The organism is Alicyclobacillus acidiphilus NBRC 100859 (genome assembly GCF_001544355.1).
GTDB lineage: Bacteria > Bacillota > Bacilli > Alicyclobacillales > Alicyclobacillaceae > Alicyclobacillus > Alicyclobacillus acidiphilus.
Map to the genome: position 1 here is coordinate 1 of NZ_BCQI01000026.1, position 17,851 is coordinate 17,851.

Consider the following 17,851-nt stretch of genomic DNA (forward strand, 5'->3'; position numbering starts at 1 on the left):
GGCTCGGGCGGCTCGGGCGGCTCGGGCGGCTCGCGGCGGGTTGCGGCGGGTTGCGGCGGGTTGCGGCGGGTTGCGGCGGGTTGCGGCGGGTTGCGGCTCGCGGCGGCGAATAAGCGTCCCGTGGCGGCTTATTTGTGTCGAATTTTCGTTGCCGGGCGAAATAAGCGTCTCTCAGCCGCTTATTGGGCCTGGAAGAGGCGGATCGAGGGGGCACAGAGGCAGATAAGCGGCCTGAGGCACCTTATTTTCGGCCCAATGGTCGTCTTTCAGCGACTTAAGCGGCCCTGGACCGCTTATTTGCCCGCCCCGGCTCCGCGCCGCCAGCCGATCCGCTGCCCGCCCCGGCCCCGCGTCGTCAGCCGATCCGCCCTGTGCGTCACCACCTGGCCCAGCCCGAGCGACTACTCCCTTCCGCACCCTCTATTCTTCCGCCAACGAGGGTCTTGCCCACGCACTTCCACGCCTGCTTCCCACGTTCGATCTCTGCGCAAGCCTGCCCAAGTTGAACTAGAAAAGGTATTATATTTTTGGATGGTATATTCCTTCTTTCACACTTAATAAAGTGGTATTATTCTCCTATAAGCACCACCCAGACGCACCACCGGAGGCACCACCAGACACAACGAATGTTCAGCAATTTCATTCTAGTCGAGAAACGCGGACAAATGAACATGGAGGGGTACAGACGTGAGAATCGTCTACATCGACATCGACTCGCTGCGGCCTGATCACATGGGATGCTATGGATACACGCGGCAGACGACACCGAACATCGACGCGATCGCGGCGCAAGGGGTGCGATTCAACCGTGCCTATTGCGAGGCATCTCCCTGCGTTCCATCGAGAGCAAGCTTCATTTCCGGGAAATTTGCGATGAATCACGGCGCGCTGACGCACTTTGGGCCGGGGGGCCAGTTTTATCACCCTGGCCAGGAACGGTGGAGCACGCGCTATCCTTTCTTCACGCGCTACCTTCGGCAAGCGGGCTACAAGACGGTCACCATCTCCAGCTTCGGCGATCGACACCAGGCGTGGTGGTTCTTCGCAGGGTGGAACGAGATTCACTCGCACACGCTGAAATGCGGCAACGAAGATGCGAATGAGGTGAATGAGCACGTCATTCCGTGGATCATGGAACATGGCGCGGAGGACAATTATCTGTTGCACGTTCAGTACTGGGATCCGCACGGCTTCTACACGGCGCCTGACGAATTCGCGGAGCGATTCGCGAACGAACCGGCCCCGGCGTTCCCAAGTGAAGAGGTTATCGCGGAACACCAGAAGATGTACCATCCGCGATCGGCCCGCACGTTTCACTGGGCAATCACACCCAACATCCCGCGCAAGATGCCGCATTATATCCGCAACCGATCCGACTTCGAACAGCTGATCAACGGCTACGACGCAGGCATCGCCTTCATGGATCTGCATGTTGGGCAGATTGTCGAAGCGTACCGGAAGCTGGGTATCGAAGACGAAATCTGCTTCATTATCAGCGCCGATCACGGCGAATCATTCGGCGAACAGGGCATTTACATGGAGCACGGGATGGCGACCGAATCGGTGCACCACATCCCACTGATTGTGCGAATCCCCGGCATGGCTGGTGCGGGCGGCGAGATCGACCGCTTCGTGTACAACGTCGACGTGGTTGCGACCATCACGGAACTCGCCGGTCTTCCGATTCCAATCGGCTGGGACGGACAGTCGCTGCTTCCGCTCCTTCAGAGCCAAGACGCAGCGTGGAGCCGCGATTATTTGATCCTGGAGCACGCTTTGTACGCCTGCCAGCGGGCTGTGCGGGACTCCAGATGGCATTACATTCGGACGTACGATCCCGGATTCTACGAGTTCGATCGCGTCGTCCTCTACGACATGGAGAGAGATCCGAACCAATTGGTCAACGTCGCCGAGAAGCACCCGGACGTGGTGGCTCTCATGGATCGCCGGATCGCCGATTGGGTACAGTCGAACCGCGATCGCCATGGAGAGATCATGGACCCGATGGAGCAGGTGATTGCGACTGGGCCGTATCGTTACATCAGCCGCGAAGCGTGGATCCAGCGGCTGCGGGAGCTTGGCCTGTCGAGCGAAGCGGACGCTTTGGCGGCGCGCGTGCACAGCGAGTACGAGTAACGTCTGTCGGGAGTGGAGGCGACGATTGTGCGATGCATGGGATTGACCATCTATGAAACGGCTCTGCCGCTTCGCCAGCCATTTCAAATTTCGGGCGGCGTGGTGGCGAACCCGAGTCTCGGGGCGCCTCACATCTACGTTCGCATCGAGTCGGACGAGGGAGTCGTTGGATGGGGTGAAGCCAGGCCGAGCCACCGCTGGAGTTACGAGACTGCGGAATCCGTCTTCACGACCTTGCGGGATTATCTGGCACCCGTCATCGTGGGCGCCGAGATCGACGACGCCGAGCTTGTGCGCAAGTCGATGGAGCGTGTGATTGCCAAGGGGATCACGACGGGACAACCCATCGCGAAGGCGGCAGTCGATACCGCCATTCACGACTTGCTGGCGCGCAGCGTCGGCCGCCCGATGTCGTTTCTGTGGGGGCGCAGGCCGCCGTCCAACATCTCGCTGTCGTATTTGATCACGACCGAGGATCCGGCCGAATTGGAACGCAAGGTGGCGTCCGCAAGGGCGGAAGGCTTTCACGGTGTCGACGTCAAGCTGGGATTTGGTCTGTCGACCGATTTGGCGTTGATCGAAGCGCTCGAACCGCACGTGGCTGGACTGTTCGTCCGGGTCGACGCCAATCAGGGCTACAGCTTGTCGGAGGCGCGCACGATTGGGCGCAGATTGGCAAGACTTGGTGCGAACGTGTTTGAACAGCCTTTGCAGGCCGACGATTTGCACGGACATGCGCAATTGCGCCGGCTGGTGGATGTTCCCATCGCGCTCGACGAATCGATTTGGACAGCCGCCGGGGTTGCCGAGGCTTCGCGGCGCGAGGCGTGCGACGCGGTGGTCGTCAAGCTCACGAAAATGGGCGGACCTTCGGGCGCGAAACTGGCTGGCGACGTGGCTCGAGCCTGCGGGTTGGACGTGTTGGGCGGGGGCCTCACAGAGTCGACCATCGGCTTGGCCGCCAGCGCCATGGTGTTCGATGCCATTGGCATCCAAAGGCCGGTGGATTTGAATGGACCGTTTTTCCTCGCCGACGATCCTGTGACGCCCAAGGGGCGGATCGCCGATGGGGTGTACCATTTGCCAGCCGGGGAGGGACTTGGCTGCGTGATCGACGAGGAACGCATCGCGCCATGGACCCGACAGACCTACCGCCTGAGCGGAAATTGACAGACTGACCACAGATTGGGGGATATACGATGCCGCGAAACAAAGTGAGATTTGGGATTGTCGGCTGTGGCGTGATCTCGCCGCTGCACGCGAAGGGGATTGCCGCCTGCTCGGACGCGGAACTGGTGGCCGTGGCGGATGTCGATCCGGAGCGCCGTCAGGCGTTCGCGGCGGAATACGGGGCCGCGCGCACGTTCGCGGATTACGAGGAGATGATGCGCGAGGCGGAGATCGACGCTGTCAGCATTTGCGTGCCGAGCGGGATGCACGCGGACGTCACGTTAGCCGCGGCAAAGTACGGTAAACACGTGTTGTGTGAAAAGCCGCTGGACATCAGGCCGGATCGGATGACGGAGATGATTTCGGCGTGCCGGGCGGCGGACGTGCGGCTCGGTGCGGTGTATCAGCGCCGCGTGTCTCCTGTCGCGATCGCGCTGAAACGTGCGCTGGAAGCTGGCGCGTTTGGCCGGCTGGTTCTGTGCGACGCGTATCTCAAGTACCACCGCAGCCAGGCCTACTACGACAGTGCTGGCTGGCGCGGCACGTGGGCCGTCGATGGCGGCGGCGCCTTGATGAACCAAGGCGTGCACGGCGTCGACATGGTGCAGTGGCTCGGCGACGGCATCCGCCGCGTGTTTGGACGGACCGCGGCCTTGGTACGCAACATCGAGGTGGAGGATACGGCGGTGGCCGTTGTCGAATATATGAACGGGGCGTTCGGCGTGATCGAGGGCGCCACCAGCGTCTACCCGGAACGGCCGAGCCACTTCGAAATCCATGGCGAACGCGGAACGGTTGTGTTCGACGACAACGGCGTGATCGAGTGGACGTTTGCGGATGATGCGGCACAGGGGCTGAAACCGGAAAGCGGCGCGGCAGCGGCGAACGGGCACCAGCTGTTTGTGGCGGACATGGTCGAGGCGATTCTGGACCACCGCGATCCGCTCGTCTCCGGCGAAGAGGCGCGTAAAGCGGTCGATATCATTCTCGCCATTTATGAATCTCAACGCACCGGTCGCGAGATTGTGTTGGGCAGTGCGGGCGCTTGAGGAAGATTGCCTTGTGCGGACTGGCGTTGAGCCATCCGTGGACGTTTGCCGATATCATGCTGGAAACCGCCGAAGTGGAATTGCACGTGTGGGATTCGTCGATCGATCGCGTCCGCGCCTTTGTCGACGGCCATCCCGGTGCAGTGGTGCACGAAGATTTCGACTCGCTGCTGCGGGTCCGACCCGATGGCGCGATGGTCTGCACGGAAAGCAGCCTTCATCACACCTACGCCATCGCGTGTCTGGAAGCGGCGGTGCCGACGTTTATCGATAAATGCATGGTCGTCAGTCGTTCCGCGCTCGCCGAGCTGGTCGATGCCGAGGAGCGGACGCGGACACCCGTCTTCAGTTCTTCGATCCTGCGCTACAGTCCGGATTTTGCGGCCCAGGCGAAGAGAACCCATGCGTTGCCCCGCCATGAACGGCTGTTGGCGCAGGCGACCGTCTACCACTCTATCGAGGGTTACCTGAAGCCTGGAAACGAGTGGCAGGACATTCCTGAGATAGGCGGTGGAACCCTGGTGAACATGGGGGTGCATGGGCTCGAACTGCTGTTGCTGAACGCAGGGCCGGGTGTCAAGCGCGTGTTTGCCGCTGCCGATCGCCGCTATTTCACCGCGTCCCAATCGGAAGACGTCGCCGTGATTCAAGCGCAGTACGCCGACGGCATGATTGGAACCGTTCGGGTGGTTGGTTCGACCATCTTGCATGGCTATCAGATGGAGGTTGTTTCGCGGGCGGGCCTGGATTCTGTGTTTATACCAAACGACCAATCGAGAGATTTGCTGGAGCAGTATGGGTATCGGGGGTGTGTCCAGAATTTTCTAGGTATGGTCGAAGGTGCATCGACATCCGCGTCGTTTGCGGACGCGGTCCACATTTGCAGCGTCCTGTTGGCGGCTCGAGACAGCGTCCGCACCGGATCGTGGGCCGAGGTTCCGTGATTGGATCCGTTTTGTCGCGCGAGTCAGGCAAGTGAGACTCTTGCAAAAAGCGTTGACAAAAAATCTCCATATTGATAGCATTTGAAGGAGAAAACCACCATAAATAAAAATATAGAAAAAAGTTTCGATTGCTGTCGGAACGGTGCGATTGTTGTCGGATGATCCACTTGTCCATCTGCGGTTGTTTGTAGCCAGATTCGCTTATCTGCCTGTCATCGCAACTGTGGTCCCAGCTTTTGTGCTGGGTTCCCTGTATCCGCCGCATGGCGAACTGGCTTCAACGATATAGGTTTCGCCTGGGATGGCGAGAACGGCCATGCTGGGAAACCCTTACCACATTTCTCAGGGGGTAGCTGTATGCGAAAGTACAAGGCGGTGCTGGCGACTGGTGTTACCGGAGTGCTCGCCCTTGCGGCCATTGGTTACGGTGTCGCGGGAAACACAGGCGCGAACACTGGGAGTACGTCGACTGGCGAAGCAAGTGTAAGCAGCAATAGTGGCAGCTTCTCGATGTTCTTCAACTTAGGTGACGGGCATGGGTTCGATCCCGACGCATCATCCTGGGAAGCCTATCTGGACGATGAGGGAATTTTCGAAGGGTTGGTCATCCCTGGCCCCAACGCGGCGACCAAGCCGATCCCAGGTATTGCTACGTCGTGGAGCGTCAGTAAGGATGGAAAAGTCTATACGTTCAACCTGCGTAAAAACGCGAAATTCTCGAATGGAGATCCGGTGACGGCGCAGGACTTCGTGTTCAGTATGCAGCGCGCGGTCAATCCGCAGACCTCCGTCGCGGATGGGCAAGGCCCGGTTACGGTCAACAACCTGCCTATCGTGAACGCTTCGAACATCATCAACGGCGTGAGTGGTTACAAACCGACAGACCTGGGTGTCAAGGCTGTCAACAACTACACCTTGCAGATTACGCTTTCTCGCAAAGATCCGACGTTCCTGAGAGATTTGACCTTGCCGACGTCGAGCTGGGTGGTTCCTTTGGATCCGAAGGTCGTCAACGCGATGAAGCCTTCCGACTGGTCCGATCCGACGAAAATCGTCTCTGACGGACCTTATGAATTGACGTCTTACAAACTCAAAACCTCGGCGACGTTGAAGCCGAATCCGCATTACTATGCGAAAACGACATTGAAGTCCATCACGGTCTATTACAACAGCACGGCTACCAATGATACGAGCCTCTCCTCGTTCAAGAGCGGACAAATGCAAGAAGTGCAGCTACAACCGCAGGATTTGGCCGCAGTCAAATCAGATCCTACGCTGAAGAAAGACCTGAAAATGTACCCGTCGTCGGCGCAGTACACATTCACCATTTTGCCGTCGAAGAACACCGCTTTGCAAAACCAAAAAGTCCGTGAAGCGTTTGCGCTTGCCATCAACCGCAACGTCATTACGCAGTCTGTTTTGCAAGGTGCCGGAGCACCTGCCTACAACTACTATTTGCCAACATGGCTCAATCCGTGGGTAAGCAAATATGCGCAAGCGTACAATCCGAAGAAGGCGCAGCAATTGTTGGCGCAAGCGGGTTATCCGGGCGGCAAGGGCTTCCCGACCGTGGATATCGTCGTTGGCAGCACGACGGATCCGGTAGCTGCCGCTGTCCAACAGATGTGGGAACAAACGCTCGGCGTCAAGGTCAACTTTGAGGGTCTTGAATGGGGCCAGTACGTCAACGCGTTGACGACGCAGCTCCCGGCAGATCAGGTCGGTTTTGCAAACGTCTCGACGAACGCGATATACGCCAATCTCCAACTTCCGCAGTCGCTTTTGAGCTGGATCTTCCCAAGCGGCATCAACCTCGTGAATGGTTACCTGTCGCCGTCGAATTTCCAAGCGTGGTCGACAATCAACAATAACTCCAATTTGTCCGCTGCTCAGAAGAAGGCCGAAGAGTTCGTGATTTACCAGAAGGGTCTGCCGAACAGCGTCTTGAGCAACCTGAAACTGGGTATCCAAGCATTTGCGACGAACAATCAAGCCAAGATGGAACAGTACTATGGGCAACAGATTCAAAACGCGTTCTTCATCAGCATCTACACCCCGATTGTGCCGGAATTGTTGAGCCCGCAGGTCAAGGGCTATCAACCGGACCAGTTGCTCTTGATTGCCCCGCCTTACTGGCTGAACAACATCACCGTGAGCTGATAATGGGCGTCCCGCTCATGTCGCATCGAGGTCCGTGGGGACCTCGGTGCGACGTCTTCTATAGGGGGTGAAAGTTTGCTGTTATACGTCCTACGCCGGATTGGCTACATGATTATCGCGTTGGTTGCTGTCAGTTTTGTAACCTTTCTGTTGATGCGGGCCGCGCCGGGCAGCTTCCTGGAAATGGGCAGCGGCGGGGTCGTCGGCGTCGATCTCGGTCTCGGCAGCGTCGGCGTCCACGATCCTCAGGCGGTTCAGGAATTTATCCATGTCTTTCATCTGGACAAACCGTGGTACGAGCAGTATTGGGGTTACCTCTGGGGCTTCTTCACCCTGCATATGGGCACGTCGTTCGAATACCCGGCCACACCGACATTGCAACTGATTGGCCAGACCTTTCCGCTGACCATCATGATTGCCATTCTAGCCATCGCCTTAGCCGTGGTTCTATCTATCATTCTTGGCACGTTGGCCGCGCTCAGGGCGAATTCCTGGGCGGATCGAGGGACCGTGTTGGTCGCGTCGCTGGCAGCGTCCATTCCGCACTACGTCGTCGCGGTCTTTCTGATGCTGATCTTCGGCGTCTGGTTTCATCTTTTGCCGGTCGTGGGCCAAGCTGGCCCGAAGTATTTCATTCTTCCCGTCGTCGCCATGGCTTTGCCGATGTGCGGCTCGATGTCGCGCTACATGCGCAACAGCCTTGTCGAGACGATGAATTCGGAGTACATGGTCACGGTGTACGCGAAAGGCGGCGGACTGCGGGCCGCGTTGTTCGGTCACGGGATGCGCAACTCCCTGTTGCCGTTCATTACCGTCGTTGGACCTCAACTTGCGTCCTTGATGATGGGCACTGTCTATATCGAGCAGATGTTTGGCATTCTCGGACTCGGAAAAGTGTTTACCAGTGCGTCGTCGACGCGCGATTACCCTTTGATTATGGATTCCACGATGATCTACGCGGTGTTGATTATGGTCATGAACTCATTGGTGGATATTTGTTACGGCGCTCTTGATCCGAGGATTCGCAAAGCGCAGGCAAAAGGCAGGTGAATCGGATGTCCATCTCAGTAGCAGAGCCCGGTGGATCACGCGCCCTCGGCCGAACAGATACAGCGTTTCAACGATTTTGGAGGCGATTCTCCAAGCGCCGGCTGTCCGTGATCGCGCTTGGTTTACTGATCGTTCTTGTCCTATGTGCGGCTTTTGCAAGTTGGATCTCTCCATACAATCCGACCCAAAGCGATTTTCTTCACGTTTATCAGCCGCCGAGCTGGAGGCATTGGTTTGGCACTGATTCGCTGGGGCGCGATATGCTGAGCCGGGTGTTGGGCGGTTTGCGCAGCGCGTGCGCAGTCGGCTTTGGCGCCGAAGTGGTCGAACTGACCGTTGGCATCCTCGTTGGAGCGATTGCAGGGTACGTCGGTGGAACCATCGACAACATCCTGATGCGTATTGTCGATATTGTTTACGCGTTTCCGAGCTTTTTGTTTTCCATCATTCTGGTGGTGCTGCTCGGTCACAACCTCGGGGCTATTTTGCTCGCGGTCTCGGCCACCAGTTGGGTGGGAATGGCGCGAATCGCCCGAAGTCAGGTGATTCGGGTTCGAGAGTCGGGCTTCGTTGAAGCGAGCATGGGGATGGGGGCGTCTTGGTGGCGAATCATCGTTCGCTATATCATTCCGAATTCGATGGGTCCCATCCTCGTGGCCATTACCTTTGGCATTCCCGCCAACATGATGGCTGAGGCTGGACTGAGCGTGATTGGGCTTGGCATCGAACCGCCGACGCCAGATCTCGGCGAACTGATCAACGAAGGACAGTCGGCGCTCTTCTCGTATCCCTATCTGCTGTTCTGCCCCGTGATTGTTTTCGCGGTCACGCTGATCTGCTTTGCGCTTGTCGGTGACGGATTGCGCGACGTGTTTGACTCAAAAAGTTCTCGACGGGGACGCTGAATGTCTCGCGATGGGGGAAGAACAATGACTCCGCTCTTGCAGATCAAAGATTTATCCATTCAATTTCGCACAGATGAAGCGACTGTCAACGCCATCAACGGCGTCAATCTGACCGTTCCCGCCGGCGGCGCCGTCGCGATTGTCGGAGAGAGCGGCAGCGGCAAAAGCACGGTCATGATGGCCGCGCCCCGCTTGCTGCCGGGGAATGCCGTCGTCCACGGCGAAATTTGGTTTGACGGCCGCGATCTGATGACGCTGAACGAAAAGCAAATGCGTTCGCTGCGTGGCCGGGAGATTGGGGTCATCTTTCAGAACCCGACGGCCTACCTCAATCCGACCAAAACGATTGGCCAGCAGATTGTCGAACCGTTGCTGTACCATCACATCGCATCGGCCAAACGGGCCAAGGAAGAGGCCATCGACCTGCTGGACCAAGTCGGCATCGGCGATCCACGCGGACGATTCGACATGTATCCGTTCGAGTTCAGCGGAGGCATGCTGCAGCGCGTCATGATCGCCATGGCTCTGATTGCGTCGCCCAAGCTTCTCATTGCCGACGAACCGACGACAGCGCTTGACGTGACCGTACAGGCGGAGATTCTGATGCTCCTGAAGAAGTTGCAGCGAGAGCGGGGTATGGCGCTTGTCTTCGTGACGCACGACCTAGCCGTCGCCGCGCAGCTTTGCGACGAGGTGTACGTGATGTACGGCGGCATGGTGATGGAGCACCTGCCCGTGCCGCAGTTGGTGCGGGCGTCCAAGCATCCGTATCTTCGCGGACTCATCCAATCGATCCCGCCGCTCGACGGTCCCGTTGAGCCGCTTCCGTACATCCCAGGCAACCCGATATCGACGACTCGACCGCTGCCAGCCGGGTGTATCTTCGCGGAACGATGCGCGGCGAAGATGTCCGTGTGCGAGAAGCGGCCGCCGCTGATCGATTTCGACCAACAGCATCAGGTCGCCTGTTGGCTTGCGGAAAAGGGAGGGATCGCGTGATGCCGGAGGCTGTTTTGTCCGTATCGCGGCAGGCATTGGTCGAACTGCGCGGCGTCAAAAAGACGTTCTCGACATCGCGCGGGGAATTGATCGCCTGCGAGAATATCAACATGACCATCGAGAAGGGGCGCAGCTTTGGGCTGGTTGGCGAGAGCGGCAGCGGCAAATCGACGGTTATGCGGGTTTTGCAACTGCTGTTGCCGGCAACCGAAGGGCAAATCTGGATGAACGGCGTCAACGTCAGCGGGCTGCCGCCGCGCAAGTTGAAGAGCTATCGCCGAAATGTCCAATTTGTCGCGCAGGATCCATTCGGTTCGTTGTTTCCGCACTTTTCTGTGGGGAAAAACATTGCCGAGCCACTCAAAATTCACAAGGTTGGCGGCAAGGCGGAACAGTTGGAACGGACGCTGGATTTGATGGAATCTGTGGGACTGGCGCCTGACCTGTACTCGAAGTTTCCACACGAGTTGTCTGGCGGCCAACAGCAGCGGGTTGCCATCGCCCGCGCACTTGCGCTGTCTCCGCAACTGCTTGTGCTCGACGAAGCGGTGGCGAGTTTGGATGTCTCCATCCAGGCGCAAATTCTCAATCTCCTTCAGGAGATGAAGACGCGAATGGGGCTTACCTACGCCTTTGTTTCGCACAACCTCGCCGCTGTGCGGCTCTTGTGCGAAGATATCGCGGTCATGTACCTCGGTAGGATCGTCGAGGCCGGCCCGTCTTCGGAGATTTTTAAGAATCCGTCTCATCCCTACACAAAAGCGTTGTTCCAGGCGATTCCTGCCTTTATTGGCGACGAGGTCAAACCATTGCCGACGACGCCGATTGCCCGGCGGGATCGTCCTTCGGCCATCAATCGGCCGTCAGGCTGCGCCTTTCACACCAGATGTCCATTGGCGACCGACGTATGTAAATCCGTGGCGCCGGAGTGGACAGAGCTGACGCCTGGCCACCACGTGGCCTGTCACCACGCGGACGAAGCTCAAAGACACTTATGATGACAATTGCCCTTGGGCCATGTCCGAGTGGGCGTAGGGGAGGGACGTCAAGTGCCGCAAGTCGATACCGCACATCATCAGGGTTTCGTGCAAAATCCTGATTTTGACCGCGAGGGAACGGATGCGCGCGTCGCGAAACATTGGTCCATCAATCCTGAGACCGAGTGCGACGACTACGCCGTGATCGAGGCGCAGGGGCCCGATGGTGAAGCAGGCCGCATGCAAATTGTCCGCGGCCGGGGCAGAAGCGCGGAATACGTCTGGCAGCGGTTCGATGTGCGGGAAGCCGAGAACCTGGTCGTCCGCGGGATGTTAAAGACCGTTGGCGATACGACCGCGCAGCTTCGGCTGTTTTTCGAGGATGCCGAGGGAAAGCTCCTGAAGCGCGCGATGTCGAGCCATATCCTCTCCAACACGGATTGGACCAGTCTGGAACTTCGTACGGCTGTGCCAACCGGAACCGTGCGAGCCACCCTTTACGCGATTTCCTTCACCTCTGGTGGAACGGGTGAAGCCTGGTGGTGGAACGTCGACGTGTTTGAGACGACGGCTGCGGATGTGTCCGAGGCCAAGGAAGAGTCCATCGGTGACTCGACCGGACATCCAACCGGACATCCCGTGAACAGGGTGTTGCCGACGCCGAAAGAGGTCGAGTTGGGAACGGGTGCGTTTCGTCTCTCCAGAGACACCGTGCTGTGGGCGTCCGGGCATTCGCGAGTGCGGGCGATCAGAGCCGCGAGCCAACTGCAGTCTGAGCTGGTCGAGCGCTTAGGGGTGCCGCTGGACGTTGGCGCAAGCTTGCCCGGCGCGACGAGATCGGCGGTCATTTTGGCGTTCGTCGACGATCTCGTCGCTCTTCGCGATCAACTTGGTATTCAACTCCCGGATGTTCCGCAACACGACGAAGGCTACGTCGTTCATGTCGCTGAATATGTCTGCGTTTGCGCGGCTCGCACGGAGCGAGGCTTGTTCTATGCGACCCAGACCGTGATTCAGATGTTGCCGGACGAGGGCGAACTGACGATAGGCGGTTGTACGATTCGCGACTGGCCCGCTTTGTCGCAGCGGTGTGTCCACATCTTCATGGACTTTTTGTCGCTGGACCATATGCGGGAACTTGTGAATCATATGATTGCGCGCCTGAAGTTCAACACCGTCGTGTTGGAATGTTCGATGGTTCGATGGCGCTCGCATCCGGAGATTTGGCAGCCTGAGGCAGGCACGCGGGCGGAACTTCGGGCAGTCCAACAAATCCTCGCGGACGCGTATCTGGACGTCGTGCCGCTGGTTCAGTCGCTTGGGCACTGCGCATGGCTGTTTTACCACGGCAGGAACCTCGACATCTGTGAGGACGACACGGTTCCCTACGCCTACAATCCGCTTGCGCCGCGCACGTACGATGTGCTGTTCGACATCTACCAAGAAGTGATTGACCTGCTGCAGCCGACGGCGTTTCACATCGGCCACGACGAAGTTCGGATGATTGGGACATTTCCGAAATCCAACCAGGGAAAGGCCATGGGTTTCTCGAAGCTGTTTGTCGAGGACGTGAACCGGCTGGCGGAGTTTCTGCTGCAACAGGGAATTCGCCCGTGGATGTGGGCGGATGTCGTGTTGGGCGAGGATCTTGCTGCGCACATCGATCGTTTGTCGCGCGACATCGTCATGGTGGACTGGCAGTATGTTCCGTTTCGCAAGTACGCCTCGACCGAATTCCTGAAGGCAAGCGGATTCGATGTGCTGGGCGCGACGTGGTGGAATCCGAAGAACATTCAGACGTTTGCCGAGTACGTGGAGCGCGCAGGGGCGATGGGCATGTTGCAAACGACTTGGCTCGGCCATTTCTCCAGCGCAAAATGGACGTCCGAAGCCCGGCAATACGAAGCGCACGTGCATGCGGCTGAACACTTCTGGGCTGGTGCCGGCGTGAGCAGAGGCGATTACGTCGAGCGGATCGCGGGAGCATTCGTGCGCAACGCCTTGCCGACTCGACTCGACGCGGCGACGCCGGATTGGGGGGATCGATGGTGAAAAGCGCGTTGAATATGTGGTGTTTCCCGGCATCGTGGAGCTTCGAAGAAGCGTGCCGAGCGGCTGCCGAACATGGGGTCCGGGCCATTGAAGTGAACCTGTCGGACGACGGGCCGTTCACGCTGTCCGGGGATTCTCGTTCCTGGCAACAAGCGCGATCGTTTGCGAACGACCTTGGCATTGTGCTGCCAAGTGTGTCAACGGATTTGCTGTGGAAGTATCCATTGACCGATTCGAGTCCGGTGGTTCAACGGCAAGCCAAAGACGTCGTGCTTCGGATGGTTGAAATGGCGGCAGGGATAGGCGCGGACACGGTGCTGGTTGTGCCGGGATTGGTCACGGAGGCGGTCGGCTACGAAGAAGCGTACCAGCGCGCGCAGGAGGCGATGGTGGAGTTGGCTGAGGCAGCGGCTGCGGCGGGTGTGACGATCGCGATCGAAAACGTGTGGAACCGCTTCTTGCTGAGCCCGCTGGAGTTCAGAAGATGGATCGACGAAGTGAATCACCCGCATGTGCAGGCCTACTTGGACATTGGGAACGTGCTGCCGAACGGCTATCCGGATCAGTGGGTTCGCATCCTTGGACATCGAGTTCGGCGCGTCCACGTGAAAGACTTCCGGACCGACGTGGGGAACATTCGGGGATTCACGACGTTGTTTGCGGGAGACGTGCCCTGGCGCGAGGTGCTTTCTGCCTTAAAGGAAATCGGATACGATGAGTATCTGACAGCGGAGATTCCGTCGGGATCGACGTACGCTTCGTACAATGTCGCGGAAACCTGCAGGGGGCTGCGCGCGCTGTGCGAGATGTACGAGAAAAATTGAGGAGAAAGGGGTAGATGGGTGAGCGTGAAACGAGATATGGAGAAGGTTGTGCAGGCCGGGGCCAATTCCATCGCAATGATTCACAGCATTTTGCCATCCTTGTCAAACGCGGAACAAAAGGTGGCTCAGGCGGTTCTGGATAATCCAAGCAACACGGTGTACTCTTCGGTCACCGATCTCGCTGAAACCGCTGAAGTCGGCGAGACGACGGTCATTCGATTCTGTCGAAAGCTTGGGTATCGCGGATTTCAAGAATTTAAACTTGCCGTCGCTCAGGATCTCGTCAGTCCGAGTCAACAGGTGTATGGAAAAATCGAAGAAGACGATCCGATTGACGTCATCTGCAAAAAGATGACCGCGTTCAGCACGCAGGCGGTCGAGGACACACTGAGTCTACTCCAAGAATCGCAGCTTCAGAAAGCGACTGACGCGTTGATTGCAGCAAGGCGTCAATTCTTTTTTGGCGTGGGATCGTCCGGCATCACCGCTCAAGACGCGCAGTATCATTTCATGCGACTGGGTTTTGACGCCCACGCCGCGTCGGACGCGCACATCATCGCCATGAATTGCTCGATGATGACACCGGCGGATGTCGTTCTGGGCATTTCGACTTCGGGCAGCACGAAGGACTTGGTCGACGCGATGAAGCTGGCGAAAGAGAACGGGGCTTATGTGATTTGTTTGACCAGCCATGCGAGATCGCCCATCACGTCGTACGCTGACGCCGTCTTGATTGCGGCCTCGAAGGAAACGCCCCTCCAAGGGGGGGCATTTGCGTCAAAGCTCGCACAGATTCACGTGCTGGACATTCTGTCTACCATCGTGTCGCTCAAACAGCGAGCGTCGACGTTTGAAGCGTTGAGCAAAAGCGCAAAGTCTGTCGTGGACAAGATGTACTGAAGGACACCTCAGCCTTTGTCGCTTGTCGTCACTGTTTCGTTTGCGACGGGCACGGTGAAGCGGTAGTCGTTGTCCAGCCAGCGCAGCGACTTGTGATCGCGAATGCGAAACGTCGTCGTCGATTCGGTCAACTCGACGAAGCGGCTTTGCGGGTGGGCGTTCAGCGTGCATCCTCCGCCTACGTAATAAACGCCGTCGCGGCATAGAAATTGCGCCGGCTGGTCCATCCGTTGATGCGTGTGGCCGCTGATGACGAACGTGTTGGGGCGATGGGCGAGGATGGCCTGGAGCTCTTCGCTCTGGAAGCACGTCATCTCGGAATTGGCGACGGTGCCGTTGACAGGCTGATGGAGAAAGACGAGAAGTCTCCCGCGCCACTGGCTTACGGTGGATTCGAACCAACGCAACTGGGCAGGTGACAGCCATGCAGCGTCGTGCCAATCGGGGTGATAACCTTCTGGAGAGAGAAGCACGAGCCGCACGTCGCCGAAATCCAGAGATTTGTAGATGGCGTCCTGTCCCGTGTACGACAGAAAGCGCTGCTGCGCCATCGACCATGAATACATTTCGTCTTCGTAGTAGCCATAGTATTCGTGGTTGCCCATTGTGAAGAGGATCGGCGCATCGAGGTAGTGGCGCACCGCGCGCATCGCCAACTCATAGTCTCGGACCTTGCCGTTCGTAAGGTCGCCGTTCATCACCACGAGGTCCGGGTTTTGTTCGGCGATGTCGTGCAAAGCGTGGTAGAGACCAGGCACGGAGTCGACTGGTTCAAGCGTGTCGGCCCAGGCCATGAAGTGCAAATCGGAAGTCACAGCAATATTCATAGGAAAGACGCCTCCTTATGCAAACGCTATCTTCATTCTATTATAAAAGAATACTCCACTTCGACTACTAATTTTGAAGGGATATTCCGCTTGTATGTAGAATATGTCTCCAATAGGCAACATCTACAACACCGGAGAGCAGGGTGTGGTGATGGAATATGAAGTTGGAAACGTTAATTAATCAAATTCGCGGCGGCTTAATCGTCTCGTGCCAAGCGCTCGACGACGAACCGTTGCACGGCGCGAACGTCATGCCTCGCATGGCTGTTGCGGCTGCCGAAGGTGGCGCTGTCGGAATTCGGGCCAACGGTGCGAACGATATTCGCGAGATTAAGAAGGAAGTCAATCTCCCGGTCGTCGGTATCGTGAAGCGAACGTACGAAGGCAGTCCCATCTACATCACGCCGACCATGCGTGAAGTGGAGGAAGTCGCCTTGGCCGGGGCGGAAGTCGTGTCGTTGGACGCGACGTTTCGACCGCGTCCCAATGGGATTGAACTTTCCGATCTCCTTGAACAGATTCACCGCACATTTCCTGAGCTTCTCGTCATGGCGGATATCTCGACGCTCGAAGAAGGGATCGGCGCCGCCGATTTGGGTTTCGATCTCGTCGCCTCCACGATGTCGGGCTACACGCCCTACACCGAGCACGACCCGAATCCAAATTTCGACCTCATTGAGCAGCTCGTTCAAAGTGTCGATATCCCAGTGATTGCCGAAGGACATATCCGAACGCCCGAAGACGCGGCGCGCTGCATCGAACTTGGATGCACCAGCGTGGTCGTGGGTTCGGCCATCACCAGACCGCAGGAAATTACGAAACATTTTGTCGAACGGCTGAAGATGGTTCGACCAACCGCAAAACCGTCGGCTCGATGAGACCGACGAAGGTGAGTGGAACTTGTGCGCTGCAGCATTGGCATTGACGTAGGCGGAACGAAAACCCTCGGGGCCGTCGTGTGCGAAGATGGGCGAATCATCCATCAAGTAAGGTGTGCGACTCCAGCGAGTGATCGCGATGGAGTCGTTCAGACCGTTGTCGAACTGGCGGCAACACTCGCCGCGTACGCGGCTTCGGAGTCGCACGAAGTGGTTGGCGTCGGTGTCGGGACCGCCGGTCAGGTGAACTTCGAAGCGGGTACGGTCGTCTCCGGGACGCCCAACATCCGCGACTGGATGAATGTGGATTTGCGATCCGCCCTTGAGCCGATTGGATTCCCGGTCTGGGTGGACAACGACGTGAACGTCCACCTGCTCGCGGAGACGCGGTTTGGCGTCGCTGCAGGCCGCCAGCATGTCCTGATGTTGGCCCTTGGCACCGGAGTCGGCGGGGCGGCATGGGAAGACGGCCGGCTGGTGCGGGGCGATTGGGGAGCGGCGTGCGAGTTCGGCCACGTTTGTGTGGATTATCGCGGGCCTGACTGCAATTGCGGCAGTCGCGGCTGCCTTGAGCTTTACGCGTCTGGCACAGGTATCGCGCGGATGATGCGGGAACGTCTTGCGCAGACAGGTGGATCGACTCCATCGCCGACACTCGACGCTCGGGCTGTATTGCAACAGGCGCAAGCTGGCGATCCTGTCGCCGCCGCCGTGGTCCACGACATGCTGGACGCCCTGTCGATGGCGTGCGTCAGCCTGATCCACGCGTTCAATCCGCAGATGATTGTGCTTGGAGGCGGCGTGATGGAGAGTGGCGAGTGGTTGCTCACGGGTGTGCGGGAGCGCGTCAAAACGCTCGGCATGTCCTCCCTTGTGCGGCCCGTCGCCATCGCGGCCGCGCAATTTGGCGCTGAAGCAGGCGTCGTTGGCGCGGCCCTGCAATCGTTTCTATATGAACAGACTCTTGAGGAGTGATGAAG

General features: G+C 58.2%; 15 protein-coding genes. 14 read left to right on the plus strand and 1 reads right to left on the minus strand.

Features of this window, described 5'->3' with window-relative positions:
* Positions 1 to 687 precede the first annotated feature (687 nt).
* The 12 genes from AAC01S_RS10745 to AAC01S_RS10800 all read left to right on the plus strand — a co-directional run bounded on the left by AAC01S_RS10745 (position 688) and on the right by AAC01S_RS10800 (position 15,166).
* Positions 688 to 2,136, plus strand: a complete 1,449-nt coding sequence (locus AAC01S_RS10745) for a sulfatase family protein (RefSeq protein ID WP_067621840.1) — start codon at positions 688 to 690, stop codon at positions 2,134 to 2,136.
* A 36-nt stretch (positions 2,137 to 2,172) separates the two neighbouring features.
* On the plus strand, positions 2,173 to 3,306 hold the full coding sequence (locus AAC01S_RS10750) for a mandelate racemase/muconate lactonizing enzyme family protein (RefSeq protein WP_157071140.1): 1,134 nt from the start codon (positions 2,173 to 2,175) through the stop codon (positions 3,304 to 3,306).
* Between the two features lie 29 nt (positions 3,307 to 3,335).
* A complete protein-coding gene (locus tag AAC01S_RS10755) occupies positions 3,336 to 4,355 on the plus strand; it encodes a Gfo/Idh/MocA family protein (protein ID WP_067621841.1) in 1,020 nt (339 codons plus the stop codon).
* Complete coding sequence (locus tag AAC01S_RS10760) at positions 4,352 to 5,299, plus strand: Gfo/Idh/MocA family protein (protein ID WP_169794033.1); 948 nt, start codon at positions 4,352 to 4,354, stop codon at positions 5,297 to 5,299. Before AAC01S_RS10755 ends, AAC01S_RS10760 begins: the two co-directional genes overlap by 4 nt.
* Before the next feature lie 357 nt (positions 5,300 to 5,656).
* Positions 5,657 to 7,459 (plus strand): peptide ABC transporter substrate-binding protein, encoded by a 1,803-nt coding sequence (locus tag AAC01S_RS10765; protein ID WP_067621847.1) that lies wholly within the window; start codon positions 5,657 to 5,659, stop codon positions 7,457 to 7,459.
* Between the two features lie 75 nt (positions 7,460 to 7,534).
* Complete coding sequence (locus tag AAC01S_RS10770) at positions 7,535 to 8,509, plus strand: ABC transporter permease (protein WP_067621850.1); 975 nt, start codon at positions 7,535 to 7,537, stop codon at positions 8,507 to 8,509.
* Positions 8,510 to 8,514: 5 nt separating this feature from the next.
* On the plus strand, positions 8,515 to 9,414 hold the full coding sequence (locus AAC01S_RS10775) for an ABC transporter permease (protein WP_083511710.1): 900 nt from the start codon (positions 8,515 to 8,517) through the stop codon (positions 9,412 to 9,414).
* A 24-nt stretch (positions 9,415 to 9,438) separates the two neighbouring features.
* Positions 9,439 to 10,413 carry an ABC transporter ATP-binding protein gene (locus AAC01S_RS10780; RefSeq protein ID WP_067621856.1) on the plus strand — a complete coding sequence of 325 codons (975 nt, stop codon included), beginning with the start codon at positions 9,439 to 9,441 and terminating at the stop codon, positions 10,411 to 10,413.
* Positions 10,413 to 11,411 (plus strand): ABC transporter ATP-binding protein, encoded by a 999-nt coding sequence (locus AAC01S_RS19270; protein WP_067621859.1) that lies wholly within the window; start codon positions 10,413 to 10,415, stop codon positions 11,409 to 11,411. The genes AAC01S_RS10780 and AAC01S_RS19270 overlap by 1 nt, the downstream gene beginning before the upstream one ends.
* Before the next feature lie 51 nt (positions 11,412 to 11,462).
* A complete protein-coding gene (locus tag AAC01S_RS10790; protein WP_067621862.1) occupies positions 11,463 to 13,442 on the plus strand; it encodes a glycoside hydrolase family 20 zincin-like fold domain-containing protein in 1,980 nt (659 codons plus the stop codon).
* Positions 13,439 to 14,266: a sugar phosphate isomerase/epimerase family protein gene (locus AAC01S_RS10795; protein WP_169794034.1), complete on the plus strand. Its 828-nt coding sequence runs from the start codon at positions 13,439 to 13,441 to the stop codon at positions 14,264 to 14,266. Before AAC01S_RS10790 ends, AAC01S_RS10795 begins: the two co-directional genes overlap by 4 nt.
* A 36-nt stretch (positions 14,267 to 14,302) precedes the next feature.
* Positions 14,303 to 15,166 carry a MurR/RpiR family transcriptional regulator gene (locus AAC01S_RS10800; protein WP_067621922.1) on the plus strand — a complete coding sequence of 288 codons (864 nt, stop codon included), beginning with the start codon at positions 14,303 to 14,305 and terminating at the stop codon, positions 15,164 to 15,166.
* Positions 15,167 to 15,174: 8 nt separating this feature from the next.
* On the opposite strand, the gene AAC01S_RS10805 is transcribed toward AAC01S_RS10800, so the two are convergent.
* On the minus strand, positions 15,175 to 15,993 hold the full coding sequence (locus AAC01S_RS10805; RefSeq protein WP_067621867.1) for a metallophosphoesterase family protein: 819 nt from the start codon (positions 15,991 to 15,993) through the stop codon (positions 15,175 to 15,177).
* 158 nt (positions 15,994 to 16,151) lie between these two features.
* On the opposite strand from AAC01S_RS10805, the gene AAC01S_RS10810 reads away from it, so the two are divergent.
* Positions 16,152 to 16,871 carry an N-acetylmannosamine-6-phosphate 2-epimerase gene (locus AAC01S_RS10810; RefSeq protein WP_067621870.1) on the plus strand — a complete coding sequence of 240 codons (720 nt, stop codon included), beginning with the start codon at positions 16,152 to 16,154 and terminating at the stop codon, positions 16,869 to 16,871.
* Positions 16,872 to 16,895: 24 nt separating this feature from the next.
* Complete coding sequence (locus tag AAC01S_RS10815) at positions 16,896 to 17,846, plus strand: ROK family protein (protein WP_067621873.1); 951 nt, start codon at positions 16,896 to 16,898, stop codon at positions 17,844 to 17,846.
* Positions 17,847 to 17,851 lie beyond the last annotated feature (5 nt).

Excerpts from the sequence above, each read along its gene's own strand:
- AAC01S_RS10755 (WP_067621841.1), top strand. The coding sequence starts at position 3,336 with ATGCCGCGAAACAAAGTGAGATTTGGGATTGTCGGCTGTGGCGTGATC.
- AAC01S_RS10810 (WP_067621870.1), top strand. The coding sequence starts at position 16,152 with ATGAAGTTGGAAACGTTAATTAATCAAATTCGCGGCGGCTTAATCGTC.
- AAC01S_RS10775 (WP_083511710.1), top strand. The coding sequence starts at position 8,515 with ATGTCCATCTCAGTAGCAGAGCCCGGTGGATCACGCGCCCTCGGCCGA.
- AAC01S_RS10805 (WP_067621867.1), bottom strand. The coding sequence starts at position 15,993 with ATGAATATTGCTGTGACTTCCGATTTGCACTTCATGGCCTGGGCCGAC.
- AAC01S_RS19270 (WP_067621859.1), top strand. The coding sequence starts at position 10,413 with ATGCCGGAGGCTGTTTTGTCCGTATCGCGGCAGGCATTGGTCGAACTG.
- AAC01S_RS10750 (WP_157071140.1), top strand. The coding sequence starts at position 2,173 with ATGGGATTGACCATCTATGAAACGGCTCTGCCGCTTCGCCAGCCATTT.
- AAC01S_RS10780 (WP_067621856.1), top strand. The coding sequence starts at position 9,439 with ATGACTCCGCTCTTGCAGATCAAAGATTTATCCATTCAATTTCGCACA.
- AAC01S_RS10765 (WP_067621847.1), top strand. The coding sequence starts at position 5,657 with ATGCGAAAGTACAAGGCGGTGCTGGCGACTGGTGTTACCGGAGTGCTC.
- AAC01S_RS10800 (WP_067621922.1), top strand. The coding sequence starts at position 14,303 with ATGGAGAAGGTTGTGCAGGCCGGGGCCAATTCCATCGCAATGATTCAC.